The organism is Paenibacillus kribbensis, assembly GCF_001705305.1.
GTDB lineage: Bacteria > Bacillota > Bacilli > Paenibacillales > Paenibacillaceae > Paenibacillus > Paenibacillus kribbensis_B.
Genome location: NZ_MCBP01000008.1, coordinates 224305 through 248339, shown reverse-complemented (window position 1 = coordinate 248339; position 24035 = coordinate 224305). Strand labels below are relative to the sequence as shown.

Genomic DNA, 24035 nt, shown 5'->3' with positions numbered 1-24035 from the left:
CAAACATCACTTAAAGGAGGCAACAAACGTATGTATAAATCCATAATTATTGGTACAGGTCCTGCAGGCTACACGGCCGCTATTTATTTGGCGCGCGCTAACATGAATCCGCTGGTCATTGAGGGAATGCAGCCCGGCGGGCAGCTTACCACGACGACCGAAATTGAAAATTTCCCGGGTTTTGAGCAAGGTATCCTCGGGCCTGAATTGATGGATAACATGCGCAAGCAGGCTGAACGCTTTGGCGCTGAATTTACTTCCGGTTGGGTAGAGGAAGTCGATCTCAGCAAGCGCCCTTTTAAAGTGAAGGTAGAGGGTAAAGGCATCATTGAGGCAGAGTCGGTTATTATTGCTACAGGCGCGTCTGCCAAATATCTCGGTATTCCGGGTGAGCAGGATAATGTCGGCCGCGGAGTGAGCACGTGCGCAACGTGCGACGGTTTCTTTTTCCGTGGGAAAAAGATCATTGTGGTCGGCGGCGGCGATTCGGCTATGGAGGAAGCGAGCTTCTTGACCCGGTTTGCTTCCAGTGTAACCTTGGTTCATCGTCGCGATGAGCTGCGAGCATCTAAAATCATGCAGGACCGTGCACGCGAGAATGAAAAAGTACACTGGGCCTTAAACCGGGCTCCTCTGGAAGTCGTAACCGGAGAAACCGGACTAAAGGGCTTGAAGGTACACAATAATGAAAACAATCAGGATGAGTTGATTGAGGCGGATGGCGTGTTCGTAGCGATCGGGCATACACCAAATACAAGCTTCCTGAACGGTCAAATCCATACAGACGATCACGGCTATATTAAAGTGAAGCCAGGCACGACAGAAACGAACATCCCCGGAGTGTTTGCGTGCGGGGACGTGCAGGATAATCGTTACCGCCAGGCTATAACGGCGGCGGGTACGGGCTGCATGGCGGCTATGGACTGCGAGAAGTATCTTGAAGGCAGTTCTGTCCATGACTGGAGCGAAACACTGGATCAATAAAGACAGCTTATAGCTCACAATATGGCTAGAATGGAGTAAGGATAGCCTTGTTATAAGCTTTATCTGATGATCAGGGAGAGAAAGCCTGCTGCGTTTGCACAGGCTTCTTCCTTTTTGTGGATTTATAACGCTAAAAGTTCCGCTAATCGTACATTTTTCGATAGGCAAGTGTCCTTGACCGTAACGGGGGCTTCAATTATAGTTGGAACGTAGGATCACGATTATGAAGTCAAGATTTTAATCATATGTTTCATACAATGGTTTTTAAGTAAACATAAAGGTGGCTTGAAACATGTCAGAAAGTATCTATGTAGGTGTCGATTTGGGCGGTACGGCGATTAAAGTCGGCATTTGTAATGAAAACGGGAAGCTTTTGCACACCTACGAAGGACCAACCGAAACCGATAAGGGCGTAGATGTTGTAATCAGCAATATCGAAAAATATGTACGGCACATTGTTGAGCAATCTCCTTATGAATGGGATCAACTGAAGGGTGTTGGTGCAGGTGTTGCGGGTTTTACGAATGTTCGGGACGGTATTATTGTCCTCGCTCCCAATATTGGCTTTCGTGACGTACCGATTCGTGCGCTTTTGGAGGAACGGATCGGCAAGCCTGTAAAAATAGACAATGACGCTAATGTTGCTGCACTTGGGGAAGTATGGGCCGGAGCGGGCAAAGGCATAGATAACTGCGTATGCTATACCCTGGGTACGGGTGTTGGCGGTGGTATTATTATTAATGGTAAAATATATCAAGGCTTCTCGGGTATGTCCGGAGAAATTGGACATATAAGCGTCGTGCCTGATCTGGAGGCTATCCAGTGTGGATGCGGTAAAATGGGTTGTCTGGAAACCGTATCTTCTGCAACAGGTATTATTCGTATGGCAAAAGACGCCGTGGAACGTGGCGATCGCACCTCTCTGGCACTGGAGGATCAAATTGCTGCTAAAGAAGTATTTGATGCTGCTAAAGCCGGTGATGAGGTGGCACTACGTATCGTGAACCGGGCTGCCTTTTATTTGGGGAAATCTATGGCAGCCGTTGCCGCGGTGCTCAATCCAGAGCTGTTTATTATAGGCGGCGGTGTTTCCAAAGCTGGCGATTTTTTGTTTGAAGAGATGCGCCGCGTATACACTAAGCTGGCACCTGAGCCACTCCAGCAAGGAGTATCGATTGTTCCTGCAGTACTGGGCAATGACGCGGGTATCGTAGGGGCTGCTGGCTTGTTGCTGCGCTCCTGATTTACAGGTTGCTGATATACGGGTACTCACATAGAGCGAGAAGCAAAAGGAGAGGGAAATCCATATGACAGACAACCTAAAAAATGCTGCGCCGTGGGCAACGCTCATTATTATTACGGGGATGTCAGGCGCAGGGAAGACCATTGCGGTACAGAGCCTGGAAGACTTGGGCTTCTTCTGCGTTGATAATTTGCCCCCTGTGCTGATTCCCAAATTTGCCGAGTTAATTGAGCAATCTAACGGAAAAATAGGTAAAGTAGCGCTCGTCATTGATTTGCGTGGCCGAGAATTTTTCACTGCCTTATCGGAATCATTGAATTATATTAAGGATCATTTTACGATTCATTGTGAAATTCTATTTTTGAATGCCAATGACGGCGTTCTTGTACAACGATACAAGGAAAGCCGTCGACGTCATCCACTTGCTCCAGACGGCATGCCTTTGGACGGAATCCGCCTGGAGCGTAAAATGCTGGAGGAACTGAAAAGCTCGGCTTCTGAGGTGATTGATACAAGCACGATGAAGCCCGCAACCTTAAAGGCTCGGATCATTTCGAGATTTTCACATCTGGAAAGCAGTATGCTTTCCGTGAACATTACTTCTTTTGGCTTTAAATATGGTATTCCCATTGATGCCGATCTTGTATTCGATGTGCGCTTCCTGCCTAATCCTCACTATGTGGACCATCTTCGTCCCAACACGGGACAGGACAGCGATGTATATGATTATGTTATGAAATGGCCTGAGACTCAGGCATTCTTGACCAAGCTGTTGGATATGTTGCATTTTTTGATCCCACAATACCGTAAAGAAGGCAAGAGCCAAGTTATTATCGGTATTGGCTGTACCGGCGGTAAGCATCGTTCTGTTGCGATATCGGAATATTTAGGAAAAATGCTGGGTGCCAGCGAGACAGAATCCGTTTCTGTTTCGCATCGGGATGCTGATCGGGACCGGCATTAATGAGGTGAAATGATGAAAGAGACCGGATCACAACGGGAGCGCCCGCGTATTGTTGTTATGGGCGGGGGAACCGGCTTGTCTGTCATGCTGCGGGGCTTGAAGCAAAAGCCGCTGGATATTACGGCTATTGTGACAGTCGCTGATGATGGCGGAAGTTCCGGGATATTGCGCAGTGAGCTGCAGATGCCCCCTCCAGGGGACATTCGCAATGTGCTGACTGCCTTGGCTGACGTAGAACCAGTGATGTCAGATATGCTAAAATACCGTTTTGGTGCAGGATCAGGATTATCAGGCCATAGTCTGGGCAATCTGATCTTGGCAGCGATGACCGATATATCAGGTGATTTTGTGACGGCGGTGCGTGAGCTTAGCCGTGTATTTGCTGTCCGGGGACGTGTGCTGCCGGCAGCCGAAGAAGGCGTTGTGTTGAGTGCCGAAATGGAGGATGGCACGGTGATTACCGGAGAGTCCAAAATCCCGGAAGCGGGTCAGAGAATCAAGCGTGTTTTTCTTGAACCGACTCACGTGGAGCCGTTGCCTGAGGCTGTAGAGGCCATTAATGAAGCCGATGCGATTCTGATTGGCCCCGGCAGTTTGTATACCAGTATTTTACCCAATCTGCTCGTTCCAAAGCTCGCTGAGGCTGTCGTGAAATCCGACGCTATTAAAATTTTTGTCTGCAATGTCATGACCCAGCCGGGTGAAACCGATGGCTATACAGTGGGAGATCATCTGCAGGCTATTTTCGACCATGTAGGCCACCATCTCTTCGACTATGTCATTGTAAATAACGGAGAAATCCCCCCTCAAGTGCAGGAAATGTATGCCGAGCAGGGTGCCAAGCCAGTTCAAGTCGACATGGGCGAACTGAATGACCGGGGATATAAAGTGGTGGCAGATACGTTAGTTCTGTTCCGCACATATTTACGGCATGATGCGGACAAACTGAGCCAGCACATTTACCAATTGGTACAAAACTGGATATTAAGAAGGAGGTGAGTCCCTTGTCCTTTGCGGCACAAACGAAAAAAGAGCTTACGATGATTGAGAGCCAGCCCTGCTGTGAAAAAGCGGAGCTGTCTGCGCTTATTCGTATGCTCGGGTCCGTACAACTGTCGAATAAAAGGGTGATATTGGACGTGTCCACAGAAAATGCCGCGATTGCAAGGCGGATTTACTCCTTGATCAAAAAGCATTTTCAGCTTCACATTGAACTGCTTGTACGGAAAAAAATGCGCTTGAAAAAAAATAATGTGTACATTGTCCGTATTCCTAACGGTGTACAAGAGCTGTTGAAGGATTTGTACATCGTGTCCGAAGGTTTCTTGTTCACGGACGGGATTAATCGGGAGATCATTCGGAAAAACTGTTGTAAGCGGGCTTATCTGCGAGGGGCCTTTATGGCCGGTGGCTCTGTGAACAACCCGGAGGGATCGTCTTACCATCTCGAAATTTCCTCAATGTATGAGGAGCATTGTCAGGCACTGGTAGATCTGGCGAATGAGTTTCATCTGAATGCCCGCTGTATTGAGCGAAAAAAAGGCTTTATTCTCTACATCAAGGAAGGCGAGAAGATCATCGAGCTGCTCAGCATCATTGGGGCGCATCAAGCCTTGTTCAAATTTGAGGATGTACGTATTATGCGCGATATGCGCAACTCCGTAAATCGCATTGTCAATTGCGAAACAGCCAATTTGAACAAGACGATCGGCGCTGCAGTCCGGCAAATTGAGAATATCAAGCTGCTGGAGAGGGAAGTTGGTTTGGAGACCTTGCCGGACAAGCTGCGTGAAGTGGCGGAAATCCGACTCGCTCATCCTGATTTGAACCTGAAAGAAGTTGGGGAAATGCTCAAAGGGGTCGTCAGTAAATCCGGTGTAAATCACCGTCTTCGCAAGATTGACGAGATGGCGGACAAAATCAGGGGAGAAAATGGCCTGATTCCGTAAAAAAGAATGTCCTTGGGGCTTTTTGCCGATTTAATTAGTTTTTTTTCTAGTGTCTGTCCCGGGTTAATGTTATAATGTGATAAATAAAATGGAGTAAGTAGTGTCCAGATTTATTTGATGAGGGGGTAAGCTGACATGTCAAAACATCCGGTAGTCGTACGCTTGAAAACAGGACTGCACGCCAGACCTGCTGCGTTATTCGTACAGGAAGCGAATAAATATTCATCTGAAATTTTTGTGGAAAAAGAAGACAAGAAGGTTAATGCCAAGAGCATCATGGGTATTATGAGTCTTGCCATCAGTACAGGCACTGAAATTTATATTAGTGCTGAAGGCGCGGACGCCGAACAGGCTGTAAACGCTTTAGTAAGTCTGGTTAGCAAGGTAGAACTGGAAAATCAGTAAGCGGCTGTCTATTTTGTAGTACGGTATACGCTCTTTTTGTAAAAAGCCCCCTCGGGGCTTTTTTTTATATCCATAAAGAGTTTTAGATACTTTTTCGTAAAGCTGTTTATCTTCGTAAAATTGTATAAATATGGATTTGTTGAATATACTGGAGGCAATTTGTCCAACCTACACCTGATTTATATCCCGTGTTGATGCTTTATTTCGGAAATGTGAACGCTTGACTGCAACCTTTTTTCGTCTTTTCCGTCTGGAAAGTACAAACATTTTCAAGAAAGAGGTTGGATACGATGAGACATTGGACAAAAACGATAAGCACAGCAGTTCTCGCAGGAGCATTATTGGCAGGGGGAGTAGCTGGAGGATTGTGGACAGGGGCAGATCGCGCTTATGCCGCATCAACAGCCGCAACGGTGAGTAGTGTGATCAATGTAAGTGGAAGCGGCGAAATACTGGTTAAGCCCGATATTGCTTATCTTTCTATCGGTGTACAATCAGAAGGAAATACAGCAGCGGCTGCTCAAAAAGCCAATGCTGCGAAAATAAGCAAGGTTACACAATTGCTGAAAGAAAAATGGAGCATTAGTGCAGACGACATTCAGACTAGCCAGTTCTACGTGCAGCCTAACTATATCTACAACGAAAAAGAAGGGCAGAAGCTCAAAGGCTACATTGCCAATCATACACTTTCCGTCAAATACCGTAATCTGGATAAAATCGGTCAACTGCTGGATGAGGCTACAAGTTCCGGGGCGAACAATGTGGATAATGTACAATTTTCAGTAGAAAATCCTTCCGTGTATGAAGAAGAGGCTATTGGCAAGGCGCTTGGCAATGCTCAATCTAAAGCCAGTGCAGTAGCTAAGGCAGCCAAACGCGGATTAGGGCCGCTTGTGAATGTGACGGTAGATGGTGGAGAGGCTCAGATTTTTACACAACGTGAGAATGCGATGGCAAAATCGCTGCTGGATGTAGGAAGTGGAACAGAGATACAGTCGGGCCAAGTGACGGTGAAAGTCCAGGTGTCGGCTCAATACGAAATGAACTAATACAGATCATTGAACGAAGCCACAAGCGGCTTGCATCTTTGCAAGTTGACTTGCTGGCTTTTTTTTGCATATCGCAACCATTTTGTAATGAGTCTGTCATAGCTAAGGGGCGTTAGATGTATAGATTGAAATCAGAGCGTATACATATTGTAAACTACATACAGTAGAGTATAGATATAATAAGACAAGTAATCAAAACACATAGACGATATAGATCTACAATCAGGAGGAATACTTAATATGAACAAGTACACAAAAAAATGGGGCTCTGCTCTGCTGGCAGCAGGAATTCTGACAGGAGTCGCGGTTATTCCCGTTTCCTATACTGAGGCAGCATCAATTAAGCAGCAAACTGCAGTACAGCAATCGGGAATCTCCATTCAATGGAACGGCAAAACATTAGCGGCCAAAGGAATCCAGGTAAATGGAAGCACACTGATTCCGGTAGCAGCACTGCGTGACAGCCTGGGCATTCCGGTGAGCTATGATGCGAAAACAGCGACATATACCGTAGGCAGCGGGTACAACAAGCTTTACATCATGTCCTCTTCCTCGGAATCGGAAGCCTATGTCAATGTGAACGGAATCAGCACGCGCAGTATGGACGCCAAACAGATTGCCGGGAAGCTATACATTCCTATGGGTCTGTTGAAAGACTATCTGGGTATCGATGCTCAGTGGAATGCAGCTCAAAAAACAGTGACGCTAAGTAAAAGCCAGCTAAATCCGATCACAATTGCGTCCCAATCACTTCCCGCTTCGAGTAATGCGAAGGTGTCTTACAAGATTAAGTATCCGCAAATCAGTGGCAGTCAACTGAATCCTGAGGCTCAACAGGCGATTAACAGTGTGCTTAAAAAGCATGCGGAGGGCGTATTGGCAGCAGGCAAAAAGATGATGGCTGAGGGAGGCGCTACAACAGAAAGACCGTATGAGTTTGGAAATGATTTTGCGATCGCCTATAACAAGGATGGTATTTTGAGTGTGATTATGCAGGATTACTCGTATACAGGTGGCGCGCACGGTATGACAGCTCGCAAAGGATATACATTCTCGCTCGCTGATGGTAAACTGCTGCAATTGTCTGATGTATTGAAGGCAAATCCGAACTACAAAAAGTTCCTCAATGCTGATTTGAAGAAAAAAGTCGATGCGCTGCAGGGCGGCGAAGGTTTTGACAAATTTAAAGAGCTGAAGGCGGATCAAAATTTTTATGTGACCAACAGTGGAGTAACAATCGTGTTTGATTTATATGAGTATGCACCATACGCGTATGGAATTCCAGAGTTTACCTACTCGTTTGCTCAACTGCTGCCTCAAGGTGGCAAACCTTTTGCAGGACAAAATGAATAGTACAAAAAAGCTGCCTACCGGATACGAACATCCGGGGCAGCTTTTTCATTTACCAGCTATCGAGAGGTAAATCTCTTCTCTTATACACCTTCTGGAGAAGAGCTGGTTAACACTTTATCAATAATACCGTATTCCTTGGCATCATCAGCGGACATGAAATAGTCACGGTCTGTATCTTTTTCAATGCGTTCCAGTGGTTGACCTGTGCGATCTGCGAGAATGCGGTTCAATTTGTCACGCATTTTCAGAATGCGGCGGGCGCGGATTTCGATATCCGTTGCCTGACCTTGTGCACCACCCAATGGTTGGTGAATCATAATTTCACTGTTTGGCAAAGCAAAGCGTTTGCCTTTGGCACCTGCGTTCAGCAAGAACGCACCCATGGAGGCTGCCATACCTACACAAATCGTAGACACGTCAGGCTTAATGTATTGCATCGTATCGAAAATGGCCATACCGGCTGTAATGGAGCCGCCAGGGCTGTTAATATACAAGTGAATATCTTTTTCAGGATCTTCGGCAGCCAAAAACAGCATTTGTGCAATAATAGAGTTGGCTACAACGTCATTGACGTCCGAGCCCAACAAAATAATGCGATCCTTCAACAGTCTGGAATAAATGTCATAGGCGCGTTCGCCGCGGTTACTTTGTTCTACTACCATAGGAACATAGCTCACGTCAAAAAACCTCCCTTAAATATCGTTAATGGATTTGGTGGACATGCCGATTACATGCCCCTACTTTATAAACTGTTACCGTAATAACCACATGATAAACAATTTCAAACAAAAAGTCAAAGAAAGTCAAACTAATGGTCAAAAAAAAGAGCGCAAAGGGCTCTTGTTGGTTAAAATATGATATAGAAGCATTAAAGCGTTCATTTAAAATGGCGCGCCCGCGAGGAATCGAACCTCGATCTCAGGCTCCGGAGGCCTACGTCATATCCGTTGGACCACGGGCGCAAAGTAATTTGTACAATTAAAAGCTGATTCATCAGCTAATTGGAAACAAAGATGATTATATGATATACGGCAGTGAATTGCAAGCTTTTATTATGTGCGCATATTCACATAAAAAGGTGAGAAATATAGGTTCAGATAGACTTGCATGTGAAGCAAATATTGGGTAAGATATACGTGGGACTTAAAAAGTTATCCCGGGACATTTTAAGACCAATTAGAGATATAGCTTTAAAGAAAGAACTTAGAAGTGTGCGGGAGTGGAAAGCATGCGAAAGATATTAGAAATACAGAAGCAGCTTCTGCCCGACCTCATGAATGTTTTGAAAAAAAGGTACACGATCCTGCGCCAGATCATGCTGTCCGATGTCATTGGACGCAGAACGCTGGCAGCTTCACTGGATATGACCGAGCGCGTGCTGCGCGCCGAAACCGATCTCCTCAAGGCCCAAGGGCTCATTGAGATTGAGAGTGTGGGCATGAAGGTGAGCAAAGCAGGACTGGATCTGCTGGAACAGCTGGAGCCGATTGCGAACAACTTGTTCGGCCTGTCCCAACTGGAGGATCAGATTCGTCAAGCCTACGGCTTGAGGAAGGTGGTTGTCGTTCCAGGGGATTCGGATGCTTCACCGTTAGCGAAGCAGGAGTTGGGCCGTGCCGGTGCAAAGGCGCTGCTGAGTGTTATGGATGACGAGGACGTGGTCGCTGTAACAGGTGGTACGACGATTGCAGATGTGGCGGAACAACTGACATTACCTGCTAACGGCCCGCTTAAGGGCGGATGGTTTGTACCGGCACGCGGGGGTTTGGGAGAGAGCATGGAAATGCAGGCTAACACAATTGCTTCCACGATGGCTCGCAAGGTCGGCGCTCAATACCGTCTGCTCCATGTACCGGATTTGCTCAGCAATCATGCTTACAACTCCTTGCTTGAGGATACGAATATTCAGGATATATTGAGCCTGATTCGAGAGAGTCGTATTATCATTCACGGAATAGGCAACGCCATAGCGATGGCCCACAGACGCAAGCTTGACCCTGAAACCTTTAACCAGATCAGCAATGAGGGCGCGGTTGCCGAATCGTTTGGTTATTATTTCAACGAAGACGGCGTCGTTGTTCACAGAATGCTGACGCTTGGACTCCGCCTGGAGGACATCAAGCGTACGGAGACGGTTCTAGGTGTAGCTGGAGGCAAGAGCAAGGCGGCTGCTATTCATGCAGTGCTGCGTTTCGGCCAAGAAGACATTCTTGTCACCGATGAAGGCGCTGCTGCTGAGATTGTAAGCCATTATTTAAAAGGTTAATACGGATTGATTAAATGTGTTGTCTTGACGGGCTTTCGGGCCTGTCTTGAATATATAAAACTAAACTAAACGAACTTTGGGAGGAACTCACTCATGACAGTTAAAGTTGGTATTAACGGTTTCGGACGTATTGGACGCCTTGCTTTCCGCCGTATTCAAAACGTGGAAGGTATTGAAGTAGTAGCAATCAATGACTTGACAGATTCCAAAATGCTGGCACATCTGTTGAAATATGATACAACACAAGGTACTTTCCAAGGAGAAGTAGAAGTACATGAAGGCTTCTTCAAAGTAAACGGCAAAGAAGTTAAAGTTTTGGCTAACCGCAACCCTGAAGAACTGCCTTGGGGAGACCTGGGTGTAGACATCGTTCTGGAATGCACAGGTTTCTTCACAACTAAAGAAGCTGCTGAGAAACATTTGAAAGGCGGCGCTAAAAAAGTTGTTATCTCCGCTCCAGCTACTGGCGACATGAAAACTGTCGTTTACAACGTAAACCATGAAATTCTGGACGGAACTGAAACTGTAATTTCCGGTGCTTCTTGCACAACAAACTGCTTGGCTCCTATGGCTAAAACACTGCAAGACAAATTTGGTATCATTGAAGGTTTGATGACTACAATTCACGCTTACACTGGCGACCAAAACACTTTGGATGCTCCACATGCTAAAGGTGACTTCCGTCGTGCTCGCGCAGCAGCTGAAAACATCATTCCTAACACAACTGGTGCTGCTAAAGCAATCGGTCTGGTTATCCCTGAGTTGAAAGGTAAACTGGACGGTGCAGCTCAACGTGTTCCAGTAGCAACAGGTTCCCTGACTGAGCTGGTAACAGTTCTGGAGAAAACCGTAACTGCTGAAGAAATCAATGCAGCGATGAAAGAAGCTTCCGATCCTGAAACTTACGGATACACTGAAGATCAAATCGTTTCTTCCGACATCAAAGGTATCACTTACGGTTCCTTGTTTGATGCAACTCAAACTAAAGTTCTGACTGTTGGCGACAAACAACTGGTTAAAACTGTAGCTTGGTATGACAATGAAATGTCCTACACTGCACAATTGATCCGTACGTTGGAATACTTCGCTAAATTGGCTAAATAAGAACTTTCTTATCGAGCAACATCATAGAGCGGAAACAGCAGTTATTGTTTCCGCTCTTTATATATCAAAATGTGCCTTAAATTCCTGTTTCGTAAAATTAAAAGGGTGCGGAGGAATATGGAGATGAACAAAAAGAGCGTACGTGATATAGAACTGAATGGAAAACGGGTGTTTGTTCGTGTAGATTTTAACGTTCCGGTTGAGGACGGTAAAATTACGGATGACAAGCGTATTCGCGAAACCTTGCCAACAATTAACTACCTGATTGAAAAAGGTGCAAAAGTTATTTTGGCGAGTCACTTTGGACGTCCAAAAGGTCAGGTCGTTGAATCCATGCGTCTGACTCCTGCTGGCGTGCGTTTGTCTGAACTGCTCAAAAAGCCTGTTGTTAAGGTGGACGAAGCAGTTGGTGAGGCTGTTAAAGCAAAAGTGGCTGAATTGCAAAATGGCGACGTGCTGTTGCTTGAAAATGTACGCTTCTACCCAGGAGAAGAGAAAAATGATCCTGAGCTGGCAAAGCAATTTGCTGAACTGGCTGACATTTTCGTGAATGACGCATTTGGTGCAGCTCACCGTGCTCATGCTTCCACAGAAGGTATCGCGCATTTTCTTCCTGCTGTTTCCGGCTTGCTGATGGAGAAAGAATTGTCTGTAATCGGTAAAGCTCTTTCGAACCCAGACCGTCCTTTTACAGCCATTATCGGCGGTTCCAAAGTAAAAGACAAAATCGACGTGATCGACAACCTGCTGAACATTGCAGATAACGTAATCATTGGCGGCGGTTTGGCTTATACATTCTTTAAAGCTCAAGGTTATGAAGTGGGTCAATCCCTGCTGGATGAATCCAAACTGGACGTAGCTCTTGGATTTATCGAAAAAGCGAAGAAGCTCGGCAAAAAATTCTATCTTCCGGTAGATATCGTTATTTCTGACGATTTCAGCGCTACAGCGAACACGAACATTGTGGACATCGACGGTATTCCTGCAGATTGGGAAGGCGTGGATATCGGGCCGAAAACTCGTAAAATCTATGCTGATGTGATCAAAAACTCCAAATTGGTTGTTTGGAATGGACCAATGGGTGTATTTGAAATGGAACCTTTCGCTGGCGGTACTCGTGAAGTAGCGGAAGCTTGCGCAACAACAGAAGCATACACCATCATTGGTGGCGGTGATTCTGCGGCTGCGGCTGAGAAATTCCACCTGGCTGACAAAATGGATCATATCTCCACTGGCGGCGGCGCATCCCTGGAATTTATGGAAGGCAAAGCACTTCCGGGTGTTGTTGCACTTAACGATAAATAATCAAACGCTTAGCGCGTAATAAAGCTTTAGGGCACCTAATAGTTAGGAGTTGAAACCATTGAGAACACCGATTATCGCGGGTAACTGGAAGATGTTTAAAACCGTACCAGAAGCTAAAACCTTCATCGAAGAGATCAAAGGTAAAGCAGAGGTTGCAGGAGTGGAAAGCGTGATTTGTGCTCCATTTACAAATCTTCCTGCTCTGGTTGAAGCAGTAAAAGGCACATCTATTAAAATCGGCGCACAAAACCTGCATTTTGCAGAAGATGGCGCGTTTACAGGTGAAATCAGCGGTGGAATGCTGAAAGATCTGGGCGTAGACTACGTTGTGATCGGACACTCCGAGCGTCGTGAATATTTTAACGAAACAGACGAAACGGTAAACAAAAAGGTTCATGCGGCATTCCGCCACGGCCTGACTCCGATCGTATGTGTAGGCGAAAAGCTGGAAGACCGTGAAGCAGGTCAAACCAAAGAGGTTGTAAAAGTGCAAACTGTAGCAGCTTTTGCTGGCTTGGCCAAGGATCAGGCTGCACAAGTCGTTGTTGCTTATGAGCCAATCTGGGCGATCGGAACAGGAAAATCCTCTACTTCGCAGGATGCGAATGAAGTGATCTCCTATATCCGTAGTCTGATTAAAGAGCTGTATGATGAAAGTACAGCTAATGCTGTACGTATTCAATACGGTGGCAGTGTAAAACCTGAAAACGTTACTGAGTACCTGGGTCAAAGCGATATCGACGGCGCGCTTGTGGGCGGTGCCAGTCTTCAACCGGCGTCGTACATCGCGCTTGTTGAGGGGGCGAAGTAAGATGACAGCACCAAAACCGGTAGCTTTAATTATTATGGACGGATTCGGACTGCGCGACAAAGTGGAAGGCAATGCGGTTGCACAGGCCAACAAACCGAATTACGACCGGTATTTAAAACAATATCCTCATACAACGCTGACTGCTTCTGGTGAAGCGGTGGGTCTGCCAGAGGGCCAAATGGGTAACTCCGAAGTAGGTCACTTGAACATTGGCGCAGGCCGCATTGTGTATCAAGACTTGACTCGTATTTCGAAGTCCATTCGCGAGGGTGAATTCTTCGATAACGAAACATTGGTTAAAGCAGTTCAGCATGCCAAGAAGAACAACACCAAGCTTCACCTGTACGGACTTCTGTCCGACGGCGGCGTGCATAGCCATATTAGCCATCTGTTCGCTATGCTGGACCTGGCTAAAAAAGAAGGATTAACCGAAGTGTACATTCATGCTTTCATGGATGGACGCGATGTTATGCCTGACAGCGGCGTAGGCTTCATGCAACAGCTGATCGCTAAAATTCAGGAAGTGGGCATTGGCCAAATTGCGACCGTACAAGGACGCTATTACGCAATGGACCGCGACAAACGTTGGGAACGTGTAGAGAAGTCTTACCGTGCAATCGTATACGGGGAAGGTCCTCAATATACTGACCCACTGGAAGCATTGAAGGAATCGTATGAAAAGTCAGTGTTCGACGAATTTGTGGAGCCAACTGTTATTGTGAAGGCCGACGGAAGTCCTGTAGGGCTGGTTGAAAGTAATGACTCTGTTGTATTCCTGAATTTCCGTCCTGACCGTGCGATCCAGTTGTCTCAAGTATTTACCAATGAAGATTTCCGTGGTTTTGACCGTGGGCCGAAATGGCCTAAGGATCTGCACTTTGTTTGCCTGACCTTGTTCAGTGAAACGGTTGGAGGCTTTGTGGCCTATGAACCGAAAAACCTGGATAATACGTTTGGCGAAGTGCTGGTACAAAACAACAAAAAGCAATTGCGTATTGCTGAGACCGAAAAGTATCCACACGTTACTTTCTTTTTTAGTGGCGGACGCGATGTAGAGCTGCCTGGCGAAACTCGTATTTTGATCAACTCACCAAAAGTAGCTACGTATGACCTGAAGCCTGAAATGAGTGCGTACGAGGTTGCGGATGCTGCAGTGAAGGAAATCGAAGCTGACAAGCATGACGCAATTATCCTGAACTTTGCCAATCCCGATATGGTTGGACACTCCGGCATGCTGGAGCCAACCATCAAGGCGGTAGAAACGACGGATGAAGTTGTTGGACGTGTTGTCGATGCAGTTAAGGCCAAAGGCGGCGTGGTTATTATCATTGCCGACCATGGTAACGCGGATATGGAAATTGATGAGCAGGGACGTCCGTTCACAGCTCATACGACGAATCCGGTTCCGTTCATTTTGACTGACGAAAATATTGTTTTGCGTGAGCATGGAATTCTGGCTGACGTAGCTCCAACGCTTCTGGATTTAATGCAACTTCCGCAACCTGCGGAAATGACAGGAAAATCTATGATTGCATCCCGCAAGTAAGCTTGATTTAATAAGTATAGGCTTGGCCAATAAATTATGATTCACAAAGGAGATTAAGTACAAATGACTATTATTTCTGACGTGTACGCTCGCGAAGTCCTCGACTCCCGTGGTAATCCTACGGTTGAAGTTGAAGTATATCTGGAATCCGGCGCTATCGGTAGTGCCATCGTTCCTTCCGGTGCCTCCACTGGTGCTCACGAAGCTGTAGAGCTTCGCGATAACGACAAATCCCGTTACCTGGGTAAAGGTGTTCTGCAAGCTGTTAAAAACGTGAACGAAATCATCGCTCCTGAAGTGATCGGCTTGGACGCTTTGAACCAAGTAGAAATCGACACTTTGATGATCAAATTGGATGGTACACATAACAAAGGTAAATTGGGTGCAAACGCAATTCTGGCTGTATCCATGGCTGTAGCTCGCGCTGCTGCTGAAGCTCTGGGCTTGCCGCTGTACACTTACCTGGGCGGATTCAACGCCAAACAATTGCCAGTACCAATGATGAACATCGTTAACGGTGGCGCTCATGCCGACAACAACGTTGACGTTCAAGAGTTCATGGTTCTGCCTGTAGGCGCTCCTACTTTCAAAGAAGCTCTGCGTATTGGTGCGGAAATCTTCCACAACCTGAAATCTGTACTTAACTCTAAAGGTTTGAACACAGCTGTTGGTGATGAAGGCGGTTTTGCTCCTAACTTCAAATCCAACGAAGAAGCTCTGTCCACGATTATCGAAGCAATCGAAAAAGCCGGTTACAAACCAGGCGTTGACGTATTCCTCGGTATGGACGTTGCTTCCACTGAGTTCTACAAAGATGGAAAATACACACTGGAAGGCGAAGGCAAATCCTTCACTTCTGCTGAGTTCGTTGACCTGCTTGCTTCTTGGGTTGATAAATACCCAATCGTCACTATCGAAGATGGTTGCTCCGAAGATGACTGGGAAGGTTGGAAATTGCTCACTGAGAAACTGGGCAGCAAAATCCAATTGGTTGGTGACGACCTGTTCGTAACGAACACAGAACGTCTGGCTAAAGGTATCGAAGAAAACATCGGTAACTCCATCCTGATCAAAGTAAACCAAATCGGTACGCTGACTGAAACATTCGACGCTATCGAATTGGCTAAACGCGCAGGATACACAGCTGTAATCTCTCACCGTTCCGGTGAATCCGAAGACAGCACAATCGCTGATATCGCTGTTGCAACAAATGCAGGCCAAATCAAAACAGGTGCTCCTTCCCGTACTGACCGTATTGCGAAGTACAACCAATTGCTCCGCATTGAGGATCAACTGGGTGAGCTGGCTCAATACCACGGCCTGAAATCTTTCTACAACCTGAAAAAATAATATTGCGCCAACATGCTAACGGTATTTCAAGCTTTGTGGTTTATGATCACGAGGCTTGGACGCTCGAAGCCTTTACGCAATGATCCAACAGACCTGCTCGCTACTGTGAGCAGGTCTGTTTTTGTTATTTGCCTGTATGTGTACGTGTAAATAAGTAGATGAGGGAGTCAATCGTCATAGCTGGTTGTTATCTACTGGAAGTTGTGGTAGAATGAAAGAAGTGTTTTGCGTTAATTCCCGGCTATTCATAACATGATATGGACATGTTTTCATAAAAGAGGCTGTGTTGTTTTGCAAAACAGATGTATAAGCTCAGGAGGTGGGATTTTTCATGGAAATCTTTTTGAAAGTGCTGCTCGTTGTGTTCTCGATTGCTGTTATTGCGGTTGTTTTACTGCAAAAGGGGAAAAGTGCAGGTTTGTCCGGTGCCATCTCTGGCGGTGCTGAGCATCTGTTCGGCAAGACAAAAGCTCGCGGTATGGATTTGATTTTGCAACGCGTAACTGCTGTTTTAGGTGCGGGTTTTATGATTGTTGCCGTTTTGGTTGCATTTTTTGCAAAATAAGATAAATATGTACCTTAAGCCTTCGTTTCACTGGAAACGGAGGCTTTTTTGGATTTTAGACAGGCAGGGATGCCGTCGATTAAATTCGTGTATACTAGGGTATGAGTATATAAGAGCCTTGCAACAGAACAAGGAACATGCGGATTATTACTGAAAATTAAAGGTCGCCCGAGGTGGACAAAATTATGATAACAGAGCAACAACTACTTGATTTTATGCGAGAGACCGCATACAAGCCTATGACATACCAGGAGCTGGAGCAGCATTTTGACATTAAGGACGCAGAAGAGTTTCGCGAATTTCTTAAGCTCTTGAACGCACTGGAGGAAGACGGGAAAATTTTGCTGACCCGCACAAACCGTTATGGTGTACCGGAACGGATGGATTTGCAGCGCGGGCGCTTGCAGGCTCATGCCAAGGGCTTTGCTTTTTTAATTCCAGAGGACCGGGAGCACCCGGATGTATACATTCATGCTAACGACTTAAAGAGCGCGATGAATGGAGACACGGTGCTGGTAAGAGTGACGTCAAAGGGACCTGCGGGTGGTCGATTGGAAGGCGAAGTCGTACGGATCGTGAAGCGCGCTGTGCTTCAAGTGGTGGGCGTGTTTCAGAGCCACGAAGCATATGGTTTTGTTTTGCCGGATGACAAGCGCATTAACCGGGATATTTTTATTCCAAAGGACAGCTTCAATGGAGCTGTGAACGGACAAAAGGTCGTTGTGCGTATTGTGAGCTACCCGGAGGGACGGGCGGCAGCGGAAGGCGAAGTGCTGGAGGTGCTGGGTCACAAGGATGATCCGGGCGTCGATATTTTGTCGGTGATTCGCAAGCATCAGCTTCCGGAGGCTTTTCCCGATGAAGTGACAGCGGAAGCGGATCAGGCTCCCGACGCGATTACGGAAGAAGAAATTGTACGTCAGGGACGTCGCGATTTGCGTGATAAGATCATTGTTACGATTGATGGCGAGGATGCCAAAGACCTGGATGATGCAGTCAATGTAGAGCGTCTACCGAACGGAAACTACCGCCTGGGCGTTCATATTGCCGACGTAGGGTATTATGTGCGTGAGAACTCCAAGCTGGATCAGGAGGCTTATAACCGCGGCTGTAGCGTGTATTTGGTCGACCGTGTCATTCCTATGCTTCCACATCGACTTTCCAACGGGATTTGTTCTTTGAATCCGCAGGTGGATCGCTTGACTTTGTCCTGTGAAATGGAATTCAACGAGCATATGAAGGTTGTCAAGCATGATATTTTCACCAGTGTGATTAAAACGAAGGAACGAATGACATACACCAACGTTCGCAAAATCCTCGAAGAGGAAGATGCCGAACTGATGGAACGGTACAAAGATCTGGTAGAAGTATTCCGCACGATGAAGGAGCTGGCACTGAAGCTGCGTGCTAACCGGATGCGCCGGGGTGCGGTTGATTTTGATTTTGATGAAGCGAAAGTGATTGTGAACGATGAAGGTAAAGCTGTCGATATTGTTAAAAGAGATCGTACGATAGCCGAGCAAATTATCGAGGAATTTATGCTGGCAGCCAATGAAACCGTGGCCGAGCATTTTCACTGGCTCAAGGTACCCTTCCTGTACCGGATTCATGAGGACCCGGACCCGGAGAAGCTGCAAAATTTCATGGCGTTTGCCGCTAATTTTGGACATCAGATCAAAGGCCGTGGGAATTCCATTCACCCGCGCGCGCTGCAAACCTTACTGGAGGATATCGAGGGCACGAAGGAGCAGACGGTGCTTAGTACCATGATGCTGCGTTCAATGAAGCAGGCCAAGTATGATGCAGAGTCTACAGGGCATTTTGGACTGGCTGCGGAGTATTATTCTCATTTTACATCGCCAATTCGCCGTTATCCTGATTTGGTGATTCACCGTGTCATTCGTGAGGTATTGGAGAATGGCGGGGCTTTGACAGATGAGCGTCAGGAATATCTGACTGCACGCATGCCAGATATTGCGCAGCAATCCTCCGAGCGGGAACGTGTGGCTGTGGATGCAGAGCGCGACACAGAGCAAATGAAAAAGGCTGAATACATGCTGGACAAGGTTGGCGAGGAGTTCGAGGGCATCATCAGCAGCGTAACCAGCTTTGGTATATTCATCGAGTTGGACAATACGGTGGAGGGTCTGACGCGCTTGAGTGCGCTTACGGATGACTATTACCATTTTGACGAGCAGCATATGGCGTTAATCGGTGAACGCACCTCCAAGGTATTCCGCATCGGAGATGAGGTCAAGGTTCGTGTCGCCCGCGTCAATATGGAGGATTACACGATTGACTTTGAGCTTGTCGATATGAAGCAGCGGCAACGCCGTGAGCGGACGGGCGGCTCGGGACAGGGCGGAGGTTTTGCACGTGGCGAGGGCCGCGGTAAAGGCCGCGATGGACGTGACCGCAAGGGTGGCAAGGACAAGGCTGGCAGAGAGCGTAAAGGCGGTCGTGAGGCGGCTGGGAAGCCTAAAGAGGCCGGTAGCGGAGGCATTAGCACTACAGGTCGCACAGGCCGCATTAGTGGAAACGGAGCCGGAGTCGGCTCGGCAGGCAGCTTTGGCTTTGGCAGTGGCAAGGGCGGATACAATTCGCCAGCAACGGGTGCAAGCAAGCGGCGGAAGAAGACATCTGCCAGCGGGGTTTTCATCGGCGGCGCAGCTACGCCTGGGAGTGATGCCAGACCAGGCGGTGAAGGTGCTGGGCGTCGCAAGCGGAAGAATAAGGGCGGAGGCGGCGGCAATAGCACCGCTGGATTTGTGAGGAAAAAGAAAAAGTAAGTCAGGATAGATTGTTTATTGCTGGCTGAATTGATTGTTTCAGCGTGTAAAGCTGATTCGAGGGTATGTATGAGAGTGGCTTCCGTCTGCTGTGATAGATGGAGGCCACTTTGTTTTTGAAGTATGTAAATCATATGAATCGCGAGTGTAGGAGTGAGAGCTTGTCTTTCTTGCTTTTACCATCTGAATTTTGTTACAATATGTTTCTAGGCGGAGCTTTGTAGCCATCGGATGCAATGCTTGGATTTAGAAGTTGATTACGTTATTAAAAGGAGTGGTATTCATGGGTAAGAAGGCAGACGGGAAAGTGCTCGCCCAGAACAAAAAAGCTTCCCATGACTATTTTATTGAGGACACCTACGAGGCGGGCATGGTGTTAACGGGAACGGAAATCAAGTCCTTACGGAATGGTCGTTCCAATATCAGTGATGCCTTTGCTACGATCCGTAATGGCGAAATTAATATTCACAATATGCACATCAGTCCTTTTGAGCAAGGTAATCGCAACAATCCGACTGATCCGACGCGTACGCGTAAGCTGCTGCTGCACAAAGAGCAGATTCGCAAGCTTATCGGTCTGTCCAAACAGGAAGGCTATACGATCGTACCGCTCAAGATTTACGTGCGGAACGGTTATGCCAAACTGCTGCTTGGATTGGGTAGAGGTAAAAAGCAGTATGACAAGCGAGAAACGGCTGCCAAACGCGATGCACAGCGTGATATCCAACGTGCTCTGCGTGAGAAGCAAAAAATTGCGAGATAAGTTGCCGCATTATCATGTATGGTACAAATTACGTGGATAAGCTACTTGTTCCTGTAATGGTGCTATTTTATCGAGCTACAATGGCTTCATTCCGTTTCGTTATGACATGTAATATGGTATACTAACGAAGTAGTAAGCTTTTAATGTATTTTGCATTTAACTTGGTTCGACTGTTGAATCTCAGGATTCAGCTTCCGATATTATGCATGCTTATGCTCCGGTATTTCCGGATTTATCCGTGGAGCCCTTTTATAATAAGGGGGCGTTTATGGATTCGACGGGGATAGTTCGAGCATGGGTAGCGGGTAGTGGGGACGCGTCCACTTCATCAACGCTAAAGCCTATTAAACGGCAAACAACAAAACAACTACGCTTTCGCAGCTTAATAACCTGTGAGCGTGCTCCTCTCCTGCATCGCCCATGTGCCGGATGTAGGGGCTAACCTATAGTGGGATACGCTGCCACATCTCCGCCTGGGGTGTGCTGAAGAAGACAATCAGGCTGACCCAACGTACAGCCGGTTACGGGGCGGTACTCGGGTGACATCAAAACTGTGACTACACCCGTAGAAGCTTATGTGTCGTTATCTTCGGACAGGGGTTCGACTCCCCTCGCCTCCATATGCCAAATCCACAACCGAATGAGGTTGTGGATTTTGCTTTTCCTACAGTATTAAGTAACGCATAAGATACTAATATACCGAGTTGACTAGAATATTAATGATGATTTATAATTAGCCCTTTTTATGCGAGCACAATATTGTGCTCGCATAAAAAGGGCCTTACTTTTGTTTTAATAGCTAGACGCTTAATCTGGAAAAATACAGTAGTTATGATTATTGGTCAAAGGCTATTGCATCATGTAAAATAGAATTATATTACATTTTAATTGAGCGTATGAAGGGCCTGAATACGTATTATAGTCTATCTGCGCTGAAAGGTGTAGGAGATTCCTTTATAAAAATAAATTCGAATCTTATATAAAGTAGCAAGTCTAAACTGTTTGGAGGATATTATGATAACGTTCGTAATGGTCAATCCCAGTAAGGAAATAGAATCGAGTTTAAATTATGTCCCTGCTTTTCTTAATAGTATCAGTAGCCAAACAGGAATTGTTAAGAATTGTACGATATTTGATAAATCTGAAAATGAGTGGGAAGCGAAAATTGAAACAGGAAATTCGAATCTTTATTTTGGGAAGTTTGCGCTATACACATACAATGGTATAAAGCAATTAAGTGTTGTCCTTCAGCCTCAAAAAGATATGCATTTTGATGATCATCTCCATGATCTCAAGATCGTATTGAAAGAAAATTTAAAAAAAGATTGGGATCAAATACTATGGTTAACAGATGAACAATCGTCTAGATTTGCCGAAGTACTTTATGGGAGGATTTATAGAGTTGAAAATGAACTTAGAAATTTTATTAATATGGTTATGGTAAAGAAACTTGGAGCTTATTGGTGGGATAAATATGTCCCTGAGGAAGTTCAGAACAAACATAAATCTCGACAAGGAACGTATAAACGTTTAGCAGTCTCTTTTCAAAATGTTAATGATCACTTAATGGCAATCGATACAGATGACTTGCTGACTGTTATGACAAATGTACTTTATAAATGGGAACCTGTTCATAATAATGATATTGAAAAATTAATTAAAAAAACAAGCCTTACTCAGGGTGAAATCATTAAGTTAACAGAAAGTTTGAAGAGTCAGTTATCAGTAGAAGTTAAAATATGGGATTCATTATTCAAACCTTATCTTTCAGATTCATTCCTTTTAGAATGGGAGAATTTTAGTAAGAATCGTAATCATATTGCTCATAATAAATTAATAGACAAAATTGCCAATGAGAAGATTTCTGAGAATATAAATTCAGTCGGAGAAATGATTCAAAAGGCCTCTGAGAAATTTAGTATGACTGAGATATCTGATGAAGATCGCGAACAACTAGAAATATTAAGTGAATTCATTGATGAAGATGCGAAATATAGAGCATATGAAAGGGATGGTGTTGAAGTTAGAAGTGAAAAGCAAATATTAGAGTTGTTTGAATCAACTTTAATGGAATTTATTTCAGATATAGCAGATCAATTATATTTCAGTCCTGATCTTGATGTGGAGTATGCTACCAATCCTAAATTGGAGAGGTTAGTGATAATTGAACTTCTAAGGATTAGCCATCGCATTAACGATACTGTTATTACTTTGAAATCAACGTTAAAAGAGCTTTCTGGCGAGCCAGGAGAATCTAGTATATTAGAATTGAAATTATTACTAGATGAACAAGAGATTGGAATTTGTGAAATAAGTAATTCTAACGGTGAAGTAGAGTGGAATTTAGAAGAAAGTTACTATCAGCAAATTTTTTTAGGAGAATTCAAAACAAATGAATTGGATGATTTTAGAAACACCTTATTTAGTACTATTTCAACTGAAATAAAGAATTATAAGAAAGCTTATCTGAAGTTGAAAAATAGAATTGGCAAGCGTCCAAGCTTACACGATTTTATACGTCATCAATCGATTGACCCCGTTGTTGTTGCTAGGTCATATCTAACCTATTATCATTTCCTTTTGAAAATTGGTGAAGCAGAAGTACCTCTTCTCAACGAGTATGAGCAAAAAGTGTTAAGAATGCTAACGGCTGAAATTCTTGATGGTAAACGAAGACATGAAATTATGTTATTAGATTTATTAATTCGTGGAGAGCGCGTTAAACTTCAAGATTTTATTAAAAAGTTAAGACAGTTTAACTGTGTAACGAATGAGCAAACGATGTCTTCGGTTGAGAGTGTACTGGATTTATCTTTTTTCGTAAAATCGCAAAGAGAAAGATACGGGTCGCATCCACTCTGTACTTTAGGGAAAGATGGCTCTTATATACTGAATGAAAATTTGAAAAGCAGTATGGATAAAAACAACTTTTTCAGAGACATGATTATTGATTTAATAGAATGCGCAACGGAAAAAGCAAATGACTATATTAGCGAGACACCGTTAACTTTATATAAGAAATATACACGTAAAGATGTATGTAAGTTGTTGAATTGGGAATGTGATGAAAGTTCCGTTGTATATGGTTATAAGATAAAGTTTGGCACTTGTCTAATTTTTATCAATTACTATAACAACTATGATAGTGATTACTGTGACAAATTACTTTCTCCGTCCCTTTTTAAATGGTTCACAAGGAGTAATCGGACTTTAGAATCTGAAGATGTTAAGAAAATAACTGATGCACAAGACAACAACATTGATATTCACATCTTCGTTAAAAAAGCTGACGATGAAGGTCACGGTTTTCATTACTTGGGAAAAGCCAGCCCTGATCAACGGACGGTTCATCAATCCATGATAAAAATAAATGATAAGGAAATACCGGTTGTAAGTATGAATATGGTGATAGAAACTCCTATAGAGTATAAGTTCTATCAATATCTTCGATCGGGTAAGTAATCTATACAAATCTTGATTTTATTAATAATAACTAAATACTTAATTTTTTGATTCTTATTCTGGAAAATTAATGAATATAGCAAATTAAAAAAGGGAATTAAAGTATATTCCTAAAGATACTATCTAA

General features: G+C 45.1%; 19 protein-coding genes, 1 tRNA gene and 1 other RNA gene. 19 read left to right on the top strand and 2 right to left on the bottom strand.

What is annotated here, in order from left to right; translation table 11 throughout:
* Nucleotides 1-30 precede the first annotated feature (30 nt).
* The 8 genes from trxB to BAZ21_RS16365 all read left to right on the top strand — a co-directional run bounded on the left by trxB (nucleotide 31) and on the right by BAZ21_RS16365 (nucleotide 7947).
* Complete coding sequence (trxB, locus tag BAZ21_RS16400; protein ID WP_068502884.1) at nucleotides 31-984, top strand: thioredoxin-disulfide reductase; 954 nt, start codon at nucleotides 31-33, stop codon at nucleotides 982-984.
* A 292-nt stretch (nucleotides 985-1276) separates the two neighbouring features.
* Nucleotides 1277-2227 (top strand): ROK family glucokinase, encoded by a 951-nt coding sequence (locus BAZ21_RS16395; protein ID WP_068502882.1) that lies wholly within the window; start codon nucleotides 1277-1279, stop codon nucleotides 2225-2227.
* A gap of 64 nt (nucleotides 2228-2291) precedes the next feature.
* Nucleotides 2292-3191 (top strand): RNase adapter RapZ, encoded by a 900-nt coding sequence (gene rapZ, locus BAZ21_RS16390; protein ID WP_007428147.1) that lies wholly within the window; start codon nucleotides 2292-2294, stop codon nucleotides 3189-3191.
* Nucleotides 3192-3203: 12 nt separating this feature from the next.
* On the top strand, nucleotides 3204-4190 hold the full coding sequence (locus BAZ21_RS16385) for a gluconeogenesis factor YvcK family protein (protein ID WP_007428148.1): 987 nt from the start codon (nucleotides 3204-3206) through the stop codon (nucleotides 4188-4190).
* Nucleotides 4191-4195: 5 nt separating this feature from the next.
* On the top strand, nucleotides 4196-5140 hold the full coding sequence (gene whiA, locus BAZ21_RS16380) for a DNA-binding protein WhiA (protein WP_007428149.1): 945 nt from the start codon (nucleotides 4196-4198) through the stop codon (nucleotides 5138-5140).
* A 135-nt stretch (nucleotides 5141-5275) separates the two neighbouring features.
* Nucleotides 5276-5545 (top strand): HPr family phosphocarrier protein, encoded by a 270-nt coding sequence (locus BAZ21_RS16375; RefSeq protein ID WP_007428150.1) that lies wholly within the window; start codon nucleotides 5276-5278, stop codon nucleotides 5543-5545.
* Between the two features lie 290 nt (nucleotides 5546-5835).
* On the top strand, nucleotides 5836-6594 hold the full coding sequence (locus tag BAZ21_RS16370; RefSeq protein ID WP_068502879.1) for an SIMPL domain-containing protein: 759 nt from the start codon (nucleotides 5836-5838) through the stop codon (nucleotides 6592-6594).
* Nucleotides 6595-6834: 240 nt separating this feature from the next.
* Nucleotides 6835-7947, top strand: a complete 1113-nt coding sequence (locus BAZ21_RS16365; RefSeq protein ID WP_068502876.1) for a PdaC/SigV domain-containing protein — start codon at nucleotides 6835-6837, stop codon at nucleotides 7945-7947.
* Nucleotides 7948-8027: 80 nt separating this feature from the next.
* Here the strand turns inward: BAZ21_RS16365 and clpP are convergent, their stop codons facing one another.
* Together clpP and BAZ21_RS16355 are read right to left on the bottom strand one after the other, a co-directional pair.
* Nucleotides 8028-8624, bottom strand: a complete 597-nt coding sequence (gene clpP / locus BAZ21_RS16360) for an ATP-dependent Clp endopeptidase proteolytic subunit ClpP (protein ID WP_013368815.1) — start codon at nucleotides 8622-8624, stop codon at nucleotides 8028-8030.
* Nucleotides 8625-8834: 210 nt separating this feature from the next.
* Nucleotides 8835-8909, bottom strand: a tRNA-Arg gene (locus BAZ21_RS16355).
* A gap of 266 nt (nucleotides 8910-9175) precedes the next feature.
* On the opposite strand from BAZ21_RS16355, the gene BAZ21_RS16350 reads away from it, so the two are divergent.
* The 11 genes from BAZ21_RS16350 (at nucleotide 9176) to BAZ21_RS16300 (ending at nucleotide 23908) form a co-directional block, all read left to right on the top strand.
* Complete coding sequence (locus BAZ21_RS16350) at nucleotides 9176-10213, top strand: sugar-binding transcriptional regulator (RefSeq protein ID WP_068502873.1); 1038 nt, start codon at nucleotides 9176-9178, stop codon at nucleotides 10211-10213.
* A gap of 93 nt (nucleotides 10214-10306) precedes the next feature.
* Nucleotides 10307-11317: a type I glyceraldehyde-3-phosphate dehydrogenase gene (gene gap / locus BAZ21_RS16345; protein WP_068502870.1), complete on the top strand. Its 1011-nt coding sequence runs from the start codon at nucleotides 10307-10309 to the stop codon at nucleotides 11315-11317.
* A 123-nt stretch (nucleotides 11318-11440) separates the two neighbouring features.
* On the top strand, nucleotides 11441-12622 hold the full coding sequence (locus BAZ21_RS16340) for a phosphoglycerate kinase (protein ID WP_068502867.1): 1182 nt from the start codon (nucleotides 11441-11443) through the stop codon (nucleotides 12620-12622).
* Between the two features lie 58 nt (nucleotides 12623-12680).
* Nucleotides 12681-13433, top strand: coding sequence for a triose-phosphate isomerase (gene tpiA, locus BAZ21_RS16335; protein ID WP_068502864.1), 753 nt, complete (start codon nucleotides 12681-12683; stop codon nucleotides 13431-13433).
* Nucleotide 13434: 1 nt separating this feature from the next.
* Complete coding sequence (gene gpmI / locus BAZ21_RS16330) at nucleotides 13435-14979, top strand: 2,3-bisphosphoglycerate-independent phosphoglycerate mutase (protein ID WP_068502860.1); 1545 nt, start codon at nucleotides 13435-13437, stop codon at nucleotides 14977-14979.
* Nucleotides 14980-15042: 63 nt separating this feature from the next.
* The gene (eno, locus tag BAZ21_RS16325; protein ID WP_007428159.1) at nucleotides 15043-16329 is read left to right on the top strand and encodes a phosphopyruvate hydratase; all 1287 of its coding nucleotides are present in this window, start codon (nucleotides 15043-15045) and stop codon (nucleotides 16327-16329) included.
* Nucleotides 16330-16660: 331 nt separating this feature from the next.
* The gene (gene secG / locus BAZ21_RS16320; protein ID WP_068502858.1) at nucleotides 16661-16894 is read left to right on the top strand and encodes a preprotein translocase subunit SecG; all 234 of its coding nucleotides are present in this window, start codon (nucleotides 16661-16663) and stop codon (nucleotides 16892-16894) included.
* Nucleotides 16895-17079: 185 nt separating this feature from the next.
* The gene (rnr, locus tag BAZ21_RS16315) at nucleotides 17080-19683 is read left to right on the top strand and encodes a ribonuclease R (protein ID WP_068502855.1); all 2604 of its coding nucleotides are present in this window, start codon (nucleotides 17080-17082) and stop codon (nucleotides 19681-19683) included.
* A gap of 283 nt (nucleotides 19684-19966) precedes the next feature.
* Entirely contained in the window at nucleotides 19967-20446 is a 480-nt protein-coding gene (gene smpB, locus BAZ21_RS16310) for an SsrA-binding protein SmpB (protein WP_068502852.1), read from the top strand.
* Between the two features lie 258 nt (nucleotides 20447-20704).
* Nucleotides 20705-21069: a transfer-messenger RNA gene (ssrA, locus tag BAZ21_RS16305) on the top strand.
* Between the two features lie 391 nt (nucleotides 21070-21460).
* On the top strand, nucleotides 21461-23908 hold the full coding sequence (locus BAZ21_RS16300; RefSeq protein ID WP_068502849.1) for a DUF3427 domain-containing protein: 2448 nt from the start codon (nucleotides 21461-21463) through the stop codon (nucleotides 23906-23908).
* Nucleotides 23909-24035 lie beyond the last annotated feature (127 nt).